Below are 16,601 nucleotides of genomic sequence, written 5' to 3'. Positions count from 1 at the left end.
CTCGCCGGGTGGCGCGGGGTATCAGAATGGTGCGAGGCACCTCGTGGTGTGAAGAATGAAGACATCGTTATCCCATCTACAAAAAACTGTACGGTGAATGAAGCGGGCGAGTAGATGAAGCAAGTGAAGAAGTTGAGCGGATAAAGCCTGAGAAGACCCCCAAAAAACAGGGGAGAAGAAGCCCCGTAAAGCCTGGTGCTGGGCAAAAGAACTCGCAGAAGGCAGGGAAGAAAAACCGGGGTGGCACCGGCGGGCTGAAAAGTCGAACTACGTCGAGCATTCCAGCCCACCGGTCACTCCTCACTACAACCGGGCGCTACTTGAGGTGGCTGCCGCCGTGCTCCATGCGGTACAGCATCAACGCCAAGTCATAGACGGACGTTGTCTCCATGAAAAAGCGTTCGTGTTCCCAATCCCCGGTGTAGCCCCAAATGCGTTGCTGAACAGCCCACCGAGATTCACGCCAGAAAGCGCTACCCTCCTCCAAATCCAGAACCCATGGGTTAGCGCTCACCTCAGATTCATCCGACCCCGGCAGGCTACCGTTACGAGACTGCGGTGCGGCAGTCGGCAAGCCGGGAGACACCTTACCGCGCGAACGCTGATACCTATACAGGAACGCCGCCGTCGAATAATTGTGCATGTTCATCTCCGGGTGGAAATTCCCATCCGCCCAACCGAACGTAATGCCCTTCTGACGAGCCCAAATATACGCGGCGTAGTCCGGATCATCCGGAGCGATATCTCCATAAGGGCTCGTCGCCGGAAGCTCAACCTTCGGGGAACCCGCCAGGCGGTACAATGCCACCGTCACATCGCGGCGCGTCATATCGCGTCCCTCACTCAAAGAAGAAAACTCAGGAAGAACCTGACGGCGCTTAAACCATGCCCAGGCGGCGTTGACCTCCTTATTCTTCGTAAACTGCAGCTGTAGATCCTTCGAAGTAAGCTGCTCAACCGACTCAACCGTACCGTCCTTGCCGGCAGTCACCTTTTCCAAGAAGAGCCTGTACGAGCCGTCATAATTCAGCGGCGCACCGGGGACGTTCAGCTTCTCATCCACCGTGCCGTCATGGATGTTCTCAGCAGCAATCTCCTGCACCAGCGTTTTCTGACTGGCCAGAAGTCCCTGCGCGTCAACATGCTGCATCGAGAAACGGTAAGAGACCCCAGGCTGCTTCTTCAAGCCGACGGCGCGTACCTGAAGGATATTTTCCTCATCATAAGGGCTCACCGTCGTAGCCTTCAGAAACATCTCAGGGCTAGCCGATTCCTTATTAAGCGAACGTACCGGGATGAAATCTGCAACATCATTCAGCAACTCACCGGGGTAATTCTCATCCTCCGGACGGTCTTTACCGTAGAAACCAATCTTATAGACCTTACCCGGCTTAAGCGTTCCCCCAGAAATCGTAATAGACGTCTTAAAATGCCAATTCAGGAAATAAACGCGCTCTCCACTACGGGAAGCCGGGTACGGAATCCGAGTGGTGAATTCTGGTTCGCCTACAATCTTTCCGGTCTTCGGGTCGACTTCATAAAAAGCCAGAAGCGCGGGGCCATCCTTGCCCTCTCGACTACCGCTCGTAAGGATATGGAACCCCTCAATCGTCAGAGTCGTATCCTTCCACGGGTCATCAATTGCGGGCACACTGAAAATGTACGTCGTCTCAGTCGGCTTAGGGTCCTGCACAACATTAATAGGTGCACGCGCCACAAAACGGAATTCGGACGGCCAAAAATCCTCCCGGTGGCCCTTCTTGTGGTACGTCAAAATGACGTCGAAAAGAGTGCCTTCATTAGCCTCAATAATGTACGGCCCAATATTGAGGAAGAAGGTGTAGCTCCCGTCTGGGTTTTCTACCATCTGCTTCGGGTTGGGGTCACGGTCAAAGAGGTAGCCAAAGTAGGCATATCCGTCAATGCGGGCATACGCGGCTTTGAAGTACGAAGAACCGCGATCAACCAGAGAAAATTCGTAGAATTCGTAATTCTGGCGGAATTCAGCACTGAGCGGAGGCGTCGTCAGCGTTACGGTGCCGCCTCGAGAAATGTTGAGAGTCTCAGGAGAGACTTTAAACCCTTCCATTTCAGGATGGCGAGACTCATCTACCTCCGGAAGCGAATACGTGGGTTCGTCAGCATCTTCTTGAGTTGCAGCGGGGGAGGCGGGGGTCGCCTGTGCCGGTTGTGCCTGCTGCTCAGGTGCTGCCTGGGTCGGTGTTGCGAGTGCCGCCGGGGTGACGCCGGCAAGCGGGCTCAAACCCAGCAGTAGTGACAGGCTGAGCGCGCGGGTGCTCGCTGGGTGGCGCGGGGTATCGGAGTGAGGCGGAGCGCCTCGTGGTGTGAAGAATGAAGACATCATTATCCCATCTAAAAAATGTACGGTGAATGAAGCGAGTGAGTAGATGAAGCAAGTGAAAAAGTTGAGCAAATAAAGCGTGAAAAGAAAACCCTCAACAGGGGAGAAGTAGCCCCATAAAGCCTGGTGCTAGGCAAAAGAATTCGCAGAGGCAAGGAAGAAAAACCGGGGCGGCACCGGTGGGCTGAAAAGCCGAACTACGTCGAACATCCCAGCCCACCGGTTACCCCTCACCACGACCGGGCGCTACTTGATGTGGCTGCCGCCGTGCTCCATGCGGTACAGCATCAACTTCAAATCACCAGAGGAAACGAAAGACCTATCAAAGTCCTCATAGACGTATTCCCCATCAACGCGGTAACCCCACATACGGTGATCAACAGCCCACTGAGCCTCACGCCAGAAAGCGCTACCCTGACGAACCTTATGTTGCCAACCGCCAGCACTCCGAGGCGCGTCCTGGTTACCCGGCACAGACGAGCTACGCGGCAACGAGGCAGAGGTCGGCGCCTTCGGCGTGACCTTACCCATCGCCTTCTGATACCTGTACATAAACGCCACCGTCGACGGGGTCGAAAGCTTCGCCTCCGGGTGGAACTTGCCATCCGCCCAGCCGAAGGTAATGCCCTTCTGACGAGCCCAAATGTACGCGGCGTAGTCCGGGTCGCTTGTTGCCACATCCGCGTACGGGCTAAAAGCAGGCAGCTCAACCTTCGGGGAACCCGCCAGACGGTACAGCGACACCGTCACATCGTGGCGCGTCATACCGCTATGCCAGGACATCGGCGAAGGATTAGGCAAAATATCACGATCAGCAAACCACTGCTCAGCCGCCTGCAACTCATCCTCACGCGTCAGCTTCAGAGGAATATCCTCGACAGCAAGCTGCTCCACCGACTCGCCGGCACCATCCTTACCGGGGGTGACCTTCTCCAAGACCAGACGATAAGTGCCCGAATAGCTCAGCGGCTGAGCGATCGTCAGATTCAGCTCCGCCCTGCCGTCCTTGATGAGGTCAGCCGGGATTGCCTGCTGGAACACCGTCTGACCGGTCAAACGCCCCTGCTCATCAACATGCTGCACCGAGAGGCGGTACGATCCTTCACCCGGATCAGAAAGCCCGGTAGCGCGCGCCGTAAACAAGTTCGTCTGCGCATAAGGGCTCAGGCCCACCGACCCAAGGTGCAGCGTGGGCCCCGCAGAGTCCTGCTCGGGAGAATGCACCGGAAGGAACTCCGCAACATCATTCAGCATAGAACCCGGAGAATCTTCCATGCCGGGGTAAGGCACCCCGTTCCCATACATACCAATAAAGTAGAGCTTGCCCGGCTTCAACGTACCCGCAGGAATCTTCAGCTCCGCACTGAAATAGTTATTGCGGAACCACCTGGTGTTAACCCCGTAGTACGTGTAGTCATCCCGCTGAGTGAACACAGGCTCACCCACCATCTTTCCCGTTGCAGGGTCAGCCTCATAGATAGCGATGACCGGCCAATCATTACCAACCATTTCACTAGCCTGGGAGAGGATATGGCGTCCCTCAACCCGCAGCGTCGTATCCTTCCACGGGTTATCGATAGCGGACTGACTGAAGGTGTAGGTTCCACGGGTCGGCTGCGCTTCCTGAACCACATCAATATGGGCGCGGGCATACAAACGGTTCGACCTACTCGAAGGTTCCGGCTCAGTTTCATCCGACGGGTAGTACGTCATCACCACATCGAAGAGCTCACCGTCGGCAGCCTCAACGTACTGCGGGGGAACCTTAAACGTGTAGGTGAGGCTACCGTCCGGGTTCTCCCGCACCTGATGCACCAAATCCTTGAGCATTCCGCCGTACTCGTCGAGAGGCTCATAACTATTGTGCTCCGCATACACGTACACCGACCCGCGCTCCACCAGAGCCAGCTCGTAGAAAGTGTACTTCTTACGGAACTCGGGGCTCAACGGGGAAGTCGTCACCGACACCGTACCGCCCTGAGAAATATTGAGGGTTCCCGAAGTCACCTTCAACTCAACATTCCCCGGGTTCTCCGAATCAACAGCATCAGCGGCAAGAGGCGCCATCGGAAGCTGCGCGCTCACCGTGAACTTATGGCTACCGTACGAATACTGAGAGTCCGAGAACACCACACGCACTTCAGCCATCGAACCGCGAGAAGAAGGCCTATTGTAGGAATCACCATGAGCCTTATACTCAACCTCCACGGTCAGAGTGCCGTCAGCATTGCGGGTTACCAGCTCGTCACGCTTATAGTATTGACCCGCTACATCATTCCTCGCAAAATATCCCTGCTCACCAGAGGTAGCGTTATAAATCGACACAGAGTCAATGTAGTACCCCAGGTCAACCTCGGGTGAAATATTAGAAATAGTCACCTTATAGACGCGGTCCTGACCGGGATCAAAATCCTGCGCAGCAACAGATACCTTCGGCAGGGTATTCCTGAACGAATTATCCTGATACGCCATGCGCGCAGGGTTATTGCCCACCGGAACGAAGGGGAACTTACGCGTCAGCTTATTCCACCCGTGGGTTTCTACACCGGAAACACCCAGGGAATATCCCTTACCGGACTTCAGAACTCCCGCGGGGATAGTGACCTTTTTCTGGAAATAGCCGTTAGGAATCAGGCCCTTGAAAATGCGCTGATTCTCTTCCGTATCCGGTGCCTTCAGTTCACCAAGCGAAGCCACATTATCGTTCGTGACCTTTCCCTGCTCATCATGCTCGGACAAGGTGAACTTCACGGAGCTGACATCCTGAAAACCGGTACCCGTCAACGTCACCTCAATCGGCTGACCGGAAGCAATCTGCTCCTCAGAAATAGCCGAAACATCATAGGTGATGGAGGGAAGGACAGCCTTCGGGAGGTTGAACTCCACCGGCAGCGCCGTACGGACGCGATCCTCAGTGTTCCACGCGTAAGGGTGCGCATCATCTACAGGGCGGTAGGTGAGAATGATCTCGTATTCCAGGTTTGCCGGTAGGCTATTCGCCGGAACCGTCAGGTCAGCGCTGAAACTGCCGTCAGCAGCCGGTTTCGGGGCGTCAAAGACAAGGCCGCGGTGATCAAGCTTCTGGTAGGGGTTAGCGTAGGTCGAAGAGCCCTTCGGGGCAATCGTGAGGCTACGCAGCTCATGATGCGCCAAGAACTCGGGGCTCAGCCCGGTACCCTCCACGTGCACGGTACCGCCGTGAAGAATGTCGAGGGAACCGCTGGACACGCGCAGGGTCGGCAGGGAAGCATCCTGCTTATCACCTTGCACGGGAGTGTTCTGCGCAGGTTCGTTCTGCGCAGGTTTGTTCTGGGCAGGCGCGTTCTGCGCGGGTGTTTCTTGAGGCGCTGCCAGCGCCGCAGGAGTAAGACCTGCAAGCGGGCTCAAACCCAGCAACAGCGACAGGCTGAGCGCGCGGGCGCTCGCCGGGTGGCGCGGGGTATCAGAATGGTGCGGGGCACCTCGTGGGGCGAAAAATGAAGACATCATAATCCCATCTACAAAATTTATACGGTGATTGAAGTGAGTGAGTAGATGAAGCGAGTGAAGAAGTTGAGCGGATAGATTCTGAAAAGCCAGGCTAGGGGAGACCCGTAAAGCCTGGTGTCAGGCAAGAGAGATCGCTGGTGAGAGGGCAACCGAGGCGGCACCGGCGGGCTGAAAAGCCGAACTACGTCGAGCATCCCAGCCCACCGGTTACCCCCTCACCGCGACCGGGCGTTACCTGAGGTGGCTGCCTCCGTGCTCCATACGGTACAGCATCACAGCCACCTGACGGTACGACATCTTGAAGCCGTCAAAGCTCTCATAGAAGTAACCTTGATCAGGCATGTAACCCCAGATACGTTGCTCAATAGCCCAGCGAGACTCACGTGAAAAAGCAGTCTCCGGGCTGATCCAGAGCCGCCAATGAGAGCTAAGTGGGAAATGCTTCTGTTTCTTCGGGTTAGAGTCCGGTAGTGAAGGAGACGTCGGTAAGCTTGGCGACGCCTCCCCCTGGGATCGCTGATACCTGTAGAGGAACGCAGCCGTGGAACGGTCCGAAAGCGGCTCATTCGGGTGGAAGCGACCATCAACCCAGCCGAACGTAATACCCCGCTGACGAGCCCAAATAATCGCGGTATAGTCAGGGTCATCCGGCGTAATATCCGTGTAAGGGCTGACTGCAGGAAGCTCAACCTGCGGCGCACCCGCTAACCGGTACAGTGCCACCGTCACAGAACGGCGGTTCACTGATTCCCAATCGCGATCAGTGGGGTAGCCTGGCAGAATTTGACGGTTCACAATCCATTTCCTGGCAGCCTCCATTTCCCGTTCCTGACTGATATCCAAGTCCAGATCTTTGGAAGCAACCTGCTCAACCGAATCGACAGCGTCACCCTGATTTGGGGTTACCTTCTCCACAAAGAGCCTATAGGCCACCTCAAAATTCAGGGCATAGCCGGGAAGAGAAAGCGTCTGCGCCGTACGACCCTTCTGAATGCTCTCGGCAGGAATCACTTTCTCCCAAGACTTCTGCCCGGTCGGACGGCCATGATCATCAATCGGCTGCAAGGAGAAACGGTAGTAGCCCTTGGTCAGCGGCGGCAGACCCAAAACAGTCACCTTCAAAGTATTATTCTCGCGATAAGGGCTCATCTTATCTCCCGAGACGTAGATGCTGGTGGGAGCTGCATCTTGCTCCGGGGTACCTACCGGGATGAAATCTGCCACATCGGTCATCCATGCGCCAGGGTATTCCTCGGAACCCGGTCCAGGATAACCACCGCCGTAGAAACCAATCCTGTACTGCCTGCCCGCTTTGAGGGTACCCCCGGGAATCGTGATAGCCGTACTGAAATGGTCGTTCAAGAAACTATCACAGTACTGATTGCACCTGGTGTAATTCAGATTCTGCGTAAACACGGGCGAACCAATACCCTGCCCAGTCACCGGATTAACCTCATAGAGGGTCAGGACCGCCGGGCCTTCAGGGCCCCAAAAGGTGCTTTTCGAGAGGATATGGAAACCCTCAACCGTCAGGGTTGTATCCTCCTCCGGATGCTCGATAGAAGGTGAACTGAAGAGGTAGGTGGTCTTCGTAGGTTTAGCGTCCTGCACCACCTCGGTAGGAGTGCGGATTATCCGGCGATTCGACCACGTCAACGGATCCGGCGCATACTCATTCGACGGGTAGTACGTCAGTACCGTATCGAAGAGAGTCCCCTCTTGAGCCTCAACAACCTGGGCGGGAACAACGAGTGTGAAAGTGAGGCTACCATCCGGGTTCTCTCGCACATTACCCTGCTGCTTGAGGTCCTCGACCATCCCACCGTACTGAGTGAGGGGAACATAATTATGATGCCCGACATGGACGTACGTGGAACCACGTTCCACCAACGCGAGCTCGTGGAACGTGTACTTCTGCCTAAACTCGGCGCTCAACGGAGAGGTTGTCACCGACACGATACCGCCCTGAGAAATGTTGAGGGGGCCTGTCGTGACCTTCAAATCAATGTTCTCCAGCTCAGAGGCGGGATCGCCACCCTGCACTTGAGGCATCTGACGGGCCGGTGTTTCTTGAGTAGTTGCCTGCTGCGTGTTCACAGGGGAGGCGGGCGCCGGCTGGGCCGCCACCGGCGTCAAAGCCAACAGCGGAGACACGCCCAACAGCGGAGACACGCCCAACAGCTGAGTCAAACCCAACGCCAGGGAAGCGCCCGCAACTTTTCGGCGTGCGCCACGGGCAGGCTTAAAGAATGAGGACATCATTATCCAATCTGAATTTTCTGCATGAATGAGGGTGAATGAGAAAAGAAGTTGAGAGGATCAATGAGTGACAGTCCACCGCGCTGAGCCTACGCCAAATCCACATCGTGGAGGACCCGTAGCGGCGGCATGCTGAAGTGCAATTTCAGCCTACCAACCCGCGTCTTAGACATTCAATGAAAACACGAGAAAAACATTCCAATAAGAGTTATAAGACAAAAAATTCGAAAATTACGCCCCCGGTTTTATACAAAGCCCGACCCCCAAAAAGACCACACAATAGAGAGACAAAAATGGAAGCATCACCAGCACTAAAAACCGCACCCAGCAGCGCCTGCACCAGAAAACGGGCACACGAAAAAAAGGGGCATACAAAAAGGGGCGGTGAGAGAAAAACTCTCGCCGCCCCTTCTATAGGCCATAGGCCACTATCTTCAGCTGCTGTTCTCAGAGATCAACCCAAGCTAAAACATGTAGGTTAACCGCCCGGTTCACGGCACCTGCCAAATCTTAAGCATCGATATAAGGGCTACTGGGGATGTCAATCATGTCCAGCATTGACAGGACACGAGCCAGCTCCTCGCGGGTAGCAATCTTGGTCGGACGGAAATCCTTGCTCTTATTGTGAAAGCTCGTATCAATATTCACCGACGAGTGCAGCCACACCGACTCGGTGTAGAACGGGGCACCCGGCTTCATGTCCTGCGGGGTAGTGGGACGGAACCACGAAGGACGACGGCCGGGGGTAAGCATAAAGTAACGGTAGAAGAACGCTGCCATCGTAGCGCGGCTAGCCACCGCCTCCGGGTGCATCTTACCGTCAGACCAACCCGAGGTCAGACCATTCTGGTATGCCCAAATGTATGCCGAGTAACGCTCATCCTTCGGGGACACATCCGGGAACGGGGAACGCGCCGGAAGCTTAACCTTCGGCGAGCGGGCGCCTCGGTAGATTGCATCCATCAGATCGCTGCGGGTCACCGCACGCTTAGGGTAGAAGCAACGTTCCTTATCGAGCAGCAAAACCTTTGCCTTACATGACCTGTAGATATCGGGAGCGTACTCGCCATCCATATCAATATCCACAATGAAAGGTGCCCACGCAAACTCAGTGTTAATCGTCGGGCGAACCTCAATAGTACGCAGGATGGTGTACTGCTCACGGCGCGGACGAAGAGACAAGCGAATCCCGTAGTCCGCCTTCGGGCCACCAGTGACCTCGCGAGAAATGACGTGGTGCCTCACGTAGGGGTCATTCTCGATGCGCTTCTTCGGCTCAAGAGCGAAGAAGTAGAACTGCGTGAAGCCCTTCTCCTTGGTGTAGTAGCCAGCCTCAATGTATGGGGTGTACAGGCCAGTATCAAGCACAGCCTGCAGGCCTGTAATCTCGTAGCTGAGGTTGAAGCCGCTAATATCAAACGACGCCTCGGTAATCTTGAACGTCAGCGGGGTGGTCATAACGTCCAAGGTGGCAGCCTGGGCGCTCTGCTCGCCGGCATGGTGCGCACCCAAAGCGCCAGCGACTGTTAGTGCTGCCGCACCCTTAAAAAGGGCGCGACGAGAGGAAAAAGTAGACATATCATTGTCCCATCGATGTGTTTCTGAGTGGTTACTTCTACGCTAGCAAACCAATAACCATTGGTTAAGCCTCTAGTCGTTTGCTATGCGTACGCGGCGTGACGTGTTTCCATGTGTGCTGAGTTGAGAATGTGAATGCTAGTGAGTGATGTACCCGCCACCAATGGCGAGACGTTTAATACTATAAGCACTTCTGTGCACAAAAAGAAGGCGGATAGATAGACACTACCCGTCTTCTGCCCCGCAAAAACCTACCCGCTTAATGTGGGGAAATGTGGTTTTACAGGGGGAAATACAGACTTAAGCCCCTAGAAAAATAGTTAAAAAATTTTCAATATGATGCAAAAAATAGGCGAAAACAAATAGTTGGGCGACCTACTGCTCATGTACCAGCAACGTCAAAACGCCTGCCTTACGCGCCGTCGGCAGGGTGCACTCCACCGACCAGTCCGCGCTGATCGCCTCCAAAAATTCGGCAATACCAGCCGTAGAACCATCAATAGGACGAGCCGCCAAACCCGACTGAATCAGGTAGCGCGCAAACAAGCCACGATAATGCTTCGCCATATGCGAGACGACCTTACGCGACCCATCAGCCGCCACACGCTCCACGCGAACCGCCAGAGTCTGCGACGGGGGAGTCACCCACGACTTCGCGTACGCTGCAGAGCGGCAATCCAGAATCAGCTGGTCCTTCGCGGTTGCCTCCAGTGCGGTACCCAACGCACCCTTCCAGAAGGATGCAAGCGCACCCACCGAACCCAGCTTCACGCCCATCGACAGGCGGTAGGCGGGAATTGCGTCCTCGGGGCGCAGAATACCCCACAGCGCCGAAGAAATCAGCAACGACCAGTGCGCGGCATCGCGTTCGGCGGGGGAGAAGCTCGCATAATCCAGTGCCTCAAAGAGCACACCCGTGTAGGTGCGGATCGCGGGCTGTGCAGGTTCGGTCAGCAGGCGCGTATTGCGTTCCACCTCTGCTGCGAGGGAAGCACCCACCTTGAGCTCCGTGAGAGCATCGGGGCCCGAGCTAACCGTTGCCAGCTCCTCCAGGACGCTCTCACGCTCGGCGGTCAGTTCGGGGAACGAGAGGTCAGCGAAAGAAACCGGCGCATTGCCGGCAGGGGCGGGGGTTTTACCTTCGGAGGGGGGAAGAAGAATCAGCATCTCTCCAGTGTACCCGTGAGACGCCGGGTAGCTACGAGGCGCAGGGTAGTTGCGAGACGACAGCGCACCCGCGAGGCCCAGTGTGCCCCCGTGTACCCCTAAGCACCCGCGAAACGAACCCGGAAAATAGCCACCTCCAAGGGTGTGCGTATAATAGGTTGGGTGAAACGGGCCGTCTGGGCAATCGCGAGGCACACGTGCTTCGAGGAAAGTCCGGGCTCCACAGCACAGGATGGTGGATAACATCCACTCGGGGTAACCCGCAGGCCAGTGCCACAGAAAGTAAACCGCCGCGGTTCGCCGCGGTAAGGGTGAAAGGGTGGTGTAAGAGACCACCAGCGGGCGCGGTGACGTGCCCGGCTAGGTAAACCCCATTCGGAGCAAGGTCAAACAGAATACGCCATGGTAGGGTAGTGCGCCCGATCCCCTTCAGCTTCCTTCACGGAGGTGGGGTGCGTATTCGGGTAGGCTGCTTGAGACGTGCGGCAACGTACGTTCTAGATAGATGATTGCCTCAAAACGCTCCTTCGGGCGGCGTTTTAGACAGAACCCGGCTCATAGGATGACCCGTTTCACGCTACCGTTGACTGATGAAAAACATCATCGGCTGATGGGAAAACGAAGACCGCGAATGCGCTTGAGAGTGCATTCGCGGTCTTCGTTTTAAGCTCTGTCTAAGAGTCCTCTGCCGAAAGCTGGAGGGGCTTAGAAACTTGGGTGAGCCAGCGATTAGTGGCCGAACGGGTCCGGATCCACGCCGGGCATCCACGAGTTACCGTCGACGGTCCAGCCTTCCTTCTTCACGACCTTCTTCATCTTGCTGGTCCACTTCTTATTTAGGCGGTTCACGTACAGCTTGCCGTCCAGGTGATCGGTCTCGTGCTGCATGCAGCGTGCGAACCAGCCGGTCGCCTCAAAGTGGACGGGGTTGCCGTGCTCGTCAAGACCGTTCACGGTCACCCACTCGGCGCGCTTGAGGGGGAAGCCGTAACCGGGGAAGGACAGGCAGCCCTCTTCCTCCTCGTAGGGGTCCGGGTCAGCGGTAGAAATCTTGCCCAGGGTCAGTACCGGGTTGATGATGCAGCCGCGCGGGGGAACGCCGTCCTCATTCTCCATCTTGTAGGTGAAGATGCGCAGGCCCACACCAATCTGCGGTGCCGCCAGGCCCACACCGTTGGATGCGTCCATGGTCTCGTACATGTCAGCCACGAGCTCCTTGAGCTCATCATTAAACTCGGTGACGGGTGCCGCGGGGCGGTGCAGAACGGGGTTGCCGTGAATAACGATGGGGCGAATAGCCACGGAATTATCCTTTGCTTGTGTTGAACGGGAACTGTTGAGTGGGAACTTGCCGGGTACACCGTGTGCGGGTGAACCGGATTGAGGGTAAGCGAAAGGGTCGTTACGGATAACCATAACGACCCTTTCCATCGGGGTGATCGACGGGGGTTGAACCCGCGACCTCCTGGACCACAACCAGGCGCTCTGCCAACTGAGCTACGACCACCATGTGCTTCGCTTGGTTTCCCTTGCGATATGCAACGGATACTACTGTACAGGAGATTCAGAAACCTGCCAAATCAAAAAGCCGTGATGCTCGTTACATGCCGTGCTTACGCCTCGGATGCCTCAGCCTCACGCTCAGCCGCCTCGCGTGCGGCACGCTCAGCCTCCACCTCACGCGCAATCTGCGCCGAAGCAATCGCATCCGGGCCCTGCGGCACAAAAATAGCGCGGCGGTAATACTTCAACTCATCAATCGAGTCCTTGATATCGCCCAGCGCGCGGTGGTTACCGGTCTTCGCCGGGGCGCTGTGACGAGCCGCCGGGTACCAGCGCGACGCTAGCTCCTTAATGGTCGACACATCAATCACACGGTAGTGAAGGTGCGCCATGACCTCGGGCATGTAGCGCTCCAAGAAGCGCTTATCCATGCCCACCGAGTTGCCGCCCAGCTGCGCCTTGCCCGCCACCGGAACATACTTCTTGATGTAACGAAGCACCTGCTCCTGCGCGTAATCCATCGACACACCGTGCTCAATATCGGGTAGCAGACCCGACGCCTCATGCATCGACCGCACAAAGTCATTCATATTCTCCAGCGCACCGGCAGGAGACTCATCACCGGGCTTAATGACGAACTCAACGCCAGAACCCAGAATGTTCAAATCGGCATCCGTTACCAGAACGCCCACCTCGACGAGAGCGTCGTTCTCCACGTCCAGGCCGGTCATCTCGCAGTCAATCCATACAATACGTTCACTAGAAATACTCACCCTCCCACTCTACCCCTAAACGCCGCCGACCGGACTCCCACGATGTCATAAAAACACACAGGTAGGGGAGTCGATGCGTGTCCACAAGCGCTTTCGTAACAGTGATTCTCACAAGTGCGTCCAAGGGCTCCGGTATGATAAAAACCAGAACGACGATGCAGACAGAAAGGGAGTTATGCGCGCACCAAAGGAGCTAGCACACCGGCTCACCACCCCCGGCGCACACGACGCACCTCTCTCACCCAAACTCTTGGACTACGTCAATAACCACCGTCTGCGCACGGTGATTATCGGCACCATCGGCTCCATCATGGTCACCCTCGGCTCCTACGCCGTCGGCTGGCTCGCCGACAGCTCCAGCTTCTGGCGCTACGACATTATTCGAGCCATCCGATTCGAAGCCACATGGGTCATCACCGGCATCATCATGCTCGCCCTCGGCGCTATGATCATGTGCCGCGAATGGCTGCGAATCTACCAGAAAATGGGCGACTGGAACGAACCCAACACCATGCGTTGGATGATTGCAGTCATCACCAGCTGGTCCCTGCCGCAGGTTTTCGCCTTCACCATCTACAGCCGTGACATGTTCTCCTACTACGGTCAGGGCATGGTCATGGCGCACGGCCTCAACCCGTACAAGCACGGTGTCTCTGAAATCTCGAATTTCATGCAGAACGGTGCGGACCCCATGTGGGCGGAATCCCCGCCCCCGTACGGACCGGTCTCCCTCAAGCTCGAAGAGTGGATCGTGCGCCTGGCGGGGGAGAACATCGACCTCTCCCTCTTCTACTTCCGCCTGCTCTCTGTGCTCGCGGTCATCGGTATCCTCTTCTACGTGGCAAAACTCGCCCAGGCGCACGGCTTCAACCAGGTCCGCGCTCTCTGGCAGATTGGCCCGAACCCGCTGTTCATCGCATCGTTCATTGCCAGCGGCCACAACGACTCGCTCATGACCATGTTCATGCTCGGCGGCCTCTACTACGCCAAGCGCTACCGCGACACCTGGTGGGGTGGCCCGCTCGGCGTGACCTTCGTAGCCCTCGGCGTTGCCGTCAAGCCGCTCGCCCTCGTGGTGCTGCCCTTCGTGGGTCTGCTCTGGGCGGGTAAGAACGCCTCCTGGCCGCGCAAGTTCATCTTCTGGGCTCTCTCCGGCGTGCTGCTGCTCGCCGAAATGGCGCTCATGGGCTGGGTAACCGGACTGGAATTCGGCTGGATCAAGGCACTGTCCACCACCGGCGGCCAGTACATCTGGTACACCCCCTTCGGCCTGCTCATCGGCGCCGCCTCCCTGTTCGTTCAAGGTGAGGCCTTCGAGGTCATCCGCAAGCTCATCGAGACCGTCGGCAAGGGCATCGGCATGCTCGGCGCAGTAGCCATGGCATTCGTTGGACGCGACCGCAACATCGTGCGCCACGCCGGCCTCGCGATCCTGTTCATGCTCCTGTGCAGCCCCATGATTCAGCCCTGGTACCTGCTCTGGGCAATCCCGATGCTCGCCGCAACCGGCCTGCGCTCGCACTTCCAGCTCATGTGGTACTTCATCACCACGCTGTTCTTCATGGCGTATGGTGTGAGCGACCAGCTGAACGTCTCGCCCTACCTGCGCGATTTCAACCAGGACATGGGCCGACTCATCGCAACCGTCATCTGCCTGGGCTACATCATCTACCTGGTCGCCCTCGACCCGGCAACCCGCCGCCTGGTGTACGTGAGCCTGCACCCCACGCAGATTCGCCGCACCACCATCCGCCTGTGGTGGCAGCTGTTCCCCGGCGCATCAAGCCGCCGTGCACGCCGCCGCGATGTGAAGAAGGCAGAAAGGGAAGCCGCCAAGGTAGGCTCCTAGCGTGAATTCCCAGCGCGAACTCCCGGTGTAAGCTCCCGGCACGCTCGATGGATGCCGCGCCAGCCGGATGAGTTGCCCAACGGAACAGCCCCCGCGTGAGAGGCGCGGTGCATGAGAAGCATAAATTCTCATGTACCCTAGAGGAAGGCCTCAGTAGCTCAGAGGATAGAGCAGGAGCCTTCTAATCTCTTGGTCGGGGGTTCGATTCCCTCCTGGGGCGCCACATAAGAAAGCCGCCTCGCACCCAAAACTCAGGGTGCGAGGCGGTTTTCTTTATGCTTTTTGCGTTGGTGTGCCGCGAGGTGCCGGGAGGCTATTTCTTGGCTGGGATTACTTCTTAGCCGGGTTGGTGTCCTTGCAGGAGTTGAGCACGCGCTCCATAACCTTCTTCTCATCCGCGGTCACCCACAGCTTGTACTTCGCCTTCACGTGCACCTGGCGTGCCACGTAGGTGCAGCGGTAGGCGGTGTTGCTCGGCAGCCACTCGGAGGCGTCCGCATCGGACTTCTGCTGGTTTGCCGGGCCGTCTGCTGCGAGCAGGTTCTCCGGGTCGTTCGCCAGCTGGCGGCGCTGCTCCGCGGTCAGATCCTGTGCGCCGGTCTGCCAAGCGTTCGACAGCGCCACCACGTGGTCAATCTGAACAGCTGAAGAGGTCTTCTTGCCGCGCTTGAACTCGATGGTCTTGCCGGTGTACGGGTCATCCAGCGTTCCGCTAATTACGGTGCATGCGTGGGTCCTGACCTTGAAACGAAGGTTGGTCAGGTCGCGGCGCAGAATGTCGTCGCGAGTGTTGCACTTGTTACCGTCAACGTCATCCCAGGCGGGGCCGAACTGTTCACGAGAGTAGCCAGCCTTCGACGCGCGTTCCTTCACCTGCAGGGAAGCCAGCTCGCTCTTCGCGGTCGCCAGATCCGGTGCGAGCGCGGTCGCGGGGTCAACTGCCTTGTACGGGTTCTTGACCTCAGCGAGGGTTTCCGTGGCAACGGTGGTTTCTTCCTCGTCGGTGGCGGAGGTCGTCGCATCCGAACCGAGCAGGCCGTCCACACCGTTCTTACTCACGTAGACCAGGCCAATAATCAGCACAATCACGGCAAGCACGGCGAGTAGACCGTATATGAGGCGCTTCTTCTGCGGGTCCATCGAATCGGGCAGCTTGGGTAGGTTGCGCTGTAGCTGCTGAAGTTCCTGCAGGGAGGGCAGGTTGTTGTTCGCGGGCTTTTTGCTCACGGATTCTCCAAGGCGGGTAGATGGGATGCGGCTGAGTGCACCGCATCAACAAGGATAGAGGGCGCGGGGCTGAAATAGTGAACTTGAGGGCAAAAATAGCCGCCCCGATGCTGAGATACCTGTCACGATGCCGGATGGGGTGGGGTTTTGTGGAGGTAGCTTTGGGGTCGCGGGCGTGATGCCGGCGGGGGAGTGGTCGTCATATTTCTGCAGGGAGTGTGTTGCTCGCGGGCAAATTTTGAAAAAACGGGGTGAAAAGTTCAAAAACTTTATCCACAGGCGGTGCCCAAAACCGTAAAACGCGAGGTTATCCACAGAAGCGGTAATCACCGGGTGCAGGGATAGCTCAGCCCTGGCAGGGTGGAAGAACCCACCCACTAGTTTCTAAGGAGAA

Annotated in this window: 9 protein-coding genes, 2 tRNA genes and 1 other RNA gene; 3 read left to right on the top strand and 9 right to left on the bottom strand. The window is 57.1% G+C overall.

Annotation, left to right across the window (positions count from 1 at the left end; all coding sequences use genetic code 11):
* Positions 1-316: 316 nt before the first annotated feature.
* The 5 genes from HMPREF2919_RS05710 to HMPREF2919_RS05690 form a co-directional block, all read right to left on the bottom strand.
* On the bottom strand, positions 317-2,365 hold the full coding sequence (locus HMPREF2919_RS05710) for a superoxide dismutase (protein WP_083311121.1): 2,049 nt from the start codon (positions 2,363-2,365) through the stop codon (positions 317-319).
* A 243-nt stretch (positions 2,366-2,608) separates the two neighbouring features.
* On the bottom strand, positions 2,609-5,851 hold the full coding sequence (locus tag HMPREF2919_RS05705) for an S-layer homology domain-containing protein (protein WP_070666741.1): 3,243 nt from the start codon (positions 5,849-5,851) through the stop codon (positions 2,609-2,611).
* Positions 5,852-6,082: 231 nt separating this feature from the next.
* The gene (locus HMPREF2919_RS05700) at positions 6,083-8,113 is read right to left on the bottom strand and encodes an S-layer homology domain-containing protein (protein ID WP_246824057.1); all 2,031 of its coding nucleotides are present in this window, start codon (positions 8,111-8,113) and stop codon (positions 6,083-6,085) included.
* Between the two features lie 507 nt (positions 8,114-8,620).
* Entirely contained in the window at positions 8,621-9,688 is a 1,068-nt protein-coding gene (locus tag HMPREF2919_RS05695) for an S-layer homology domain-containing protein (protein WP_012903668.1), read from the bottom strand.
* 375 nt (positions 9,689-10,063) lie between these two features.
* Positions 10,064-10,855, bottom strand: coding sequence for a YaaA family protein (locus tag HMPREF2919_RS05690; RefSeq protein WP_070666735.1), 792 nt, complete (start codon positions 10,853-10,855; stop codon positions 10,064-10,066).
* Positions 10,856-11,023: 168 nt separating this feature from the next.
* Between HMPREF2919_RS05690 and rnpB the strand changes: the two genes are divergently transcribed.
* An RNA gene (rnpB, locus tag HMPREF2919_RS05685) (RNase P RNA component class A) lies at positions 11,024-11,429 on the top strand.
* A 155-nt stretch (positions 11,430-11,584) separates the two neighbouring features.
* On the opposite strand, the gene def is transcribed toward rnpB, so the two are convergent.
* The 3 genes from def to orn form a co-directional block, all read right to left on the bottom strand.
* Positions 11,585-12,157 (bottom strand): peptide deformylase, encoded by a 573-nt coding sequence (gene def, locus HMPREF2919_RS05680; RefSeq protein ID WP_049334074.1) that lies wholly within the window; start codon positions 12,155-12,157, stop codon positions 11,585-11,587.
* Between the two features lie 132 nt (positions 12,158-12,289).
* Positions 12,290-12,362 (bottom strand) — tRNA-His (locus tag HMPREF2919_RS05675).
* Positions 12,363-12,468: 106 nt separating this feature from the next.
* The gene (gene orn / locus HMPREF2919_RS05670; RefSeq protein WP_049357078.1) at positions 12,469-13,131 is read right to left on the bottom strand and encodes an oligoribonuclease; all 663 of its coding nucleotides are present in this window, start codon (positions 13,129-13,131) and stop codon (positions 12,469-12,471) included.
* Between the two features lie 175 nt (positions 13,132-13,306).
* Here orn and mptB point away from each other — a divergent pair, with 175 nt between their 5' ends.
* Both mptB and HMPREF2919_RS05660 read left to right on the top strand, forming a co-directional pair.
* Positions 13,307-14,980 (top strand): polyprenol phosphomannose-dependent alpha 1,6 mannosyltransferase MptB, encoded by a 1,674-nt coding sequence (mptB, locus tag HMPREF2919_RS05665; protein WP_049337714.1) that lies wholly within the window; start codon positions 13,307-13,309, stop codon positions 14,978-14,980.
* A 147-nt stretch (positions 14,981-15,127) separates the two neighbouring features.
* Positions 15,128-15,203: transfer RNA gene (locus HMPREF2919_RS05660), tRNA-Arg, on the top strand.
* A gap of 107 nt (positions 15,204-15,310) precedes the next feature.
* Here HMPREF2919_RS05660 and HMPREF2919_RS05655 read toward each other — a convergent pair.
* A complete protein-coding gene (locus tag HMPREF2919_RS05655) occupies positions 15,311-16,207 on the bottom strand; it encodes an HNH endonuclease family protein (protein ID WP_049337713.1) in 897 nt (298 codons plus the stop codon).
* Between the last annotated feature and the right edge of the window lie 394 nt (positions 16,208-16,601).

It is taken from the genome of Rothia sp. HMSC068E02 (genome assembly GCF_001813565.1).
In the GTDB taxonomy this organism is placed as follows: domain Bacteria; phylum Actinomycetota; class Actinomycetes; order Actinomycetales; family Micrococcaceae; genus Rothia.
This window is presented reverse-complemented; position numbering and strand designations above follow the sequence as displayed.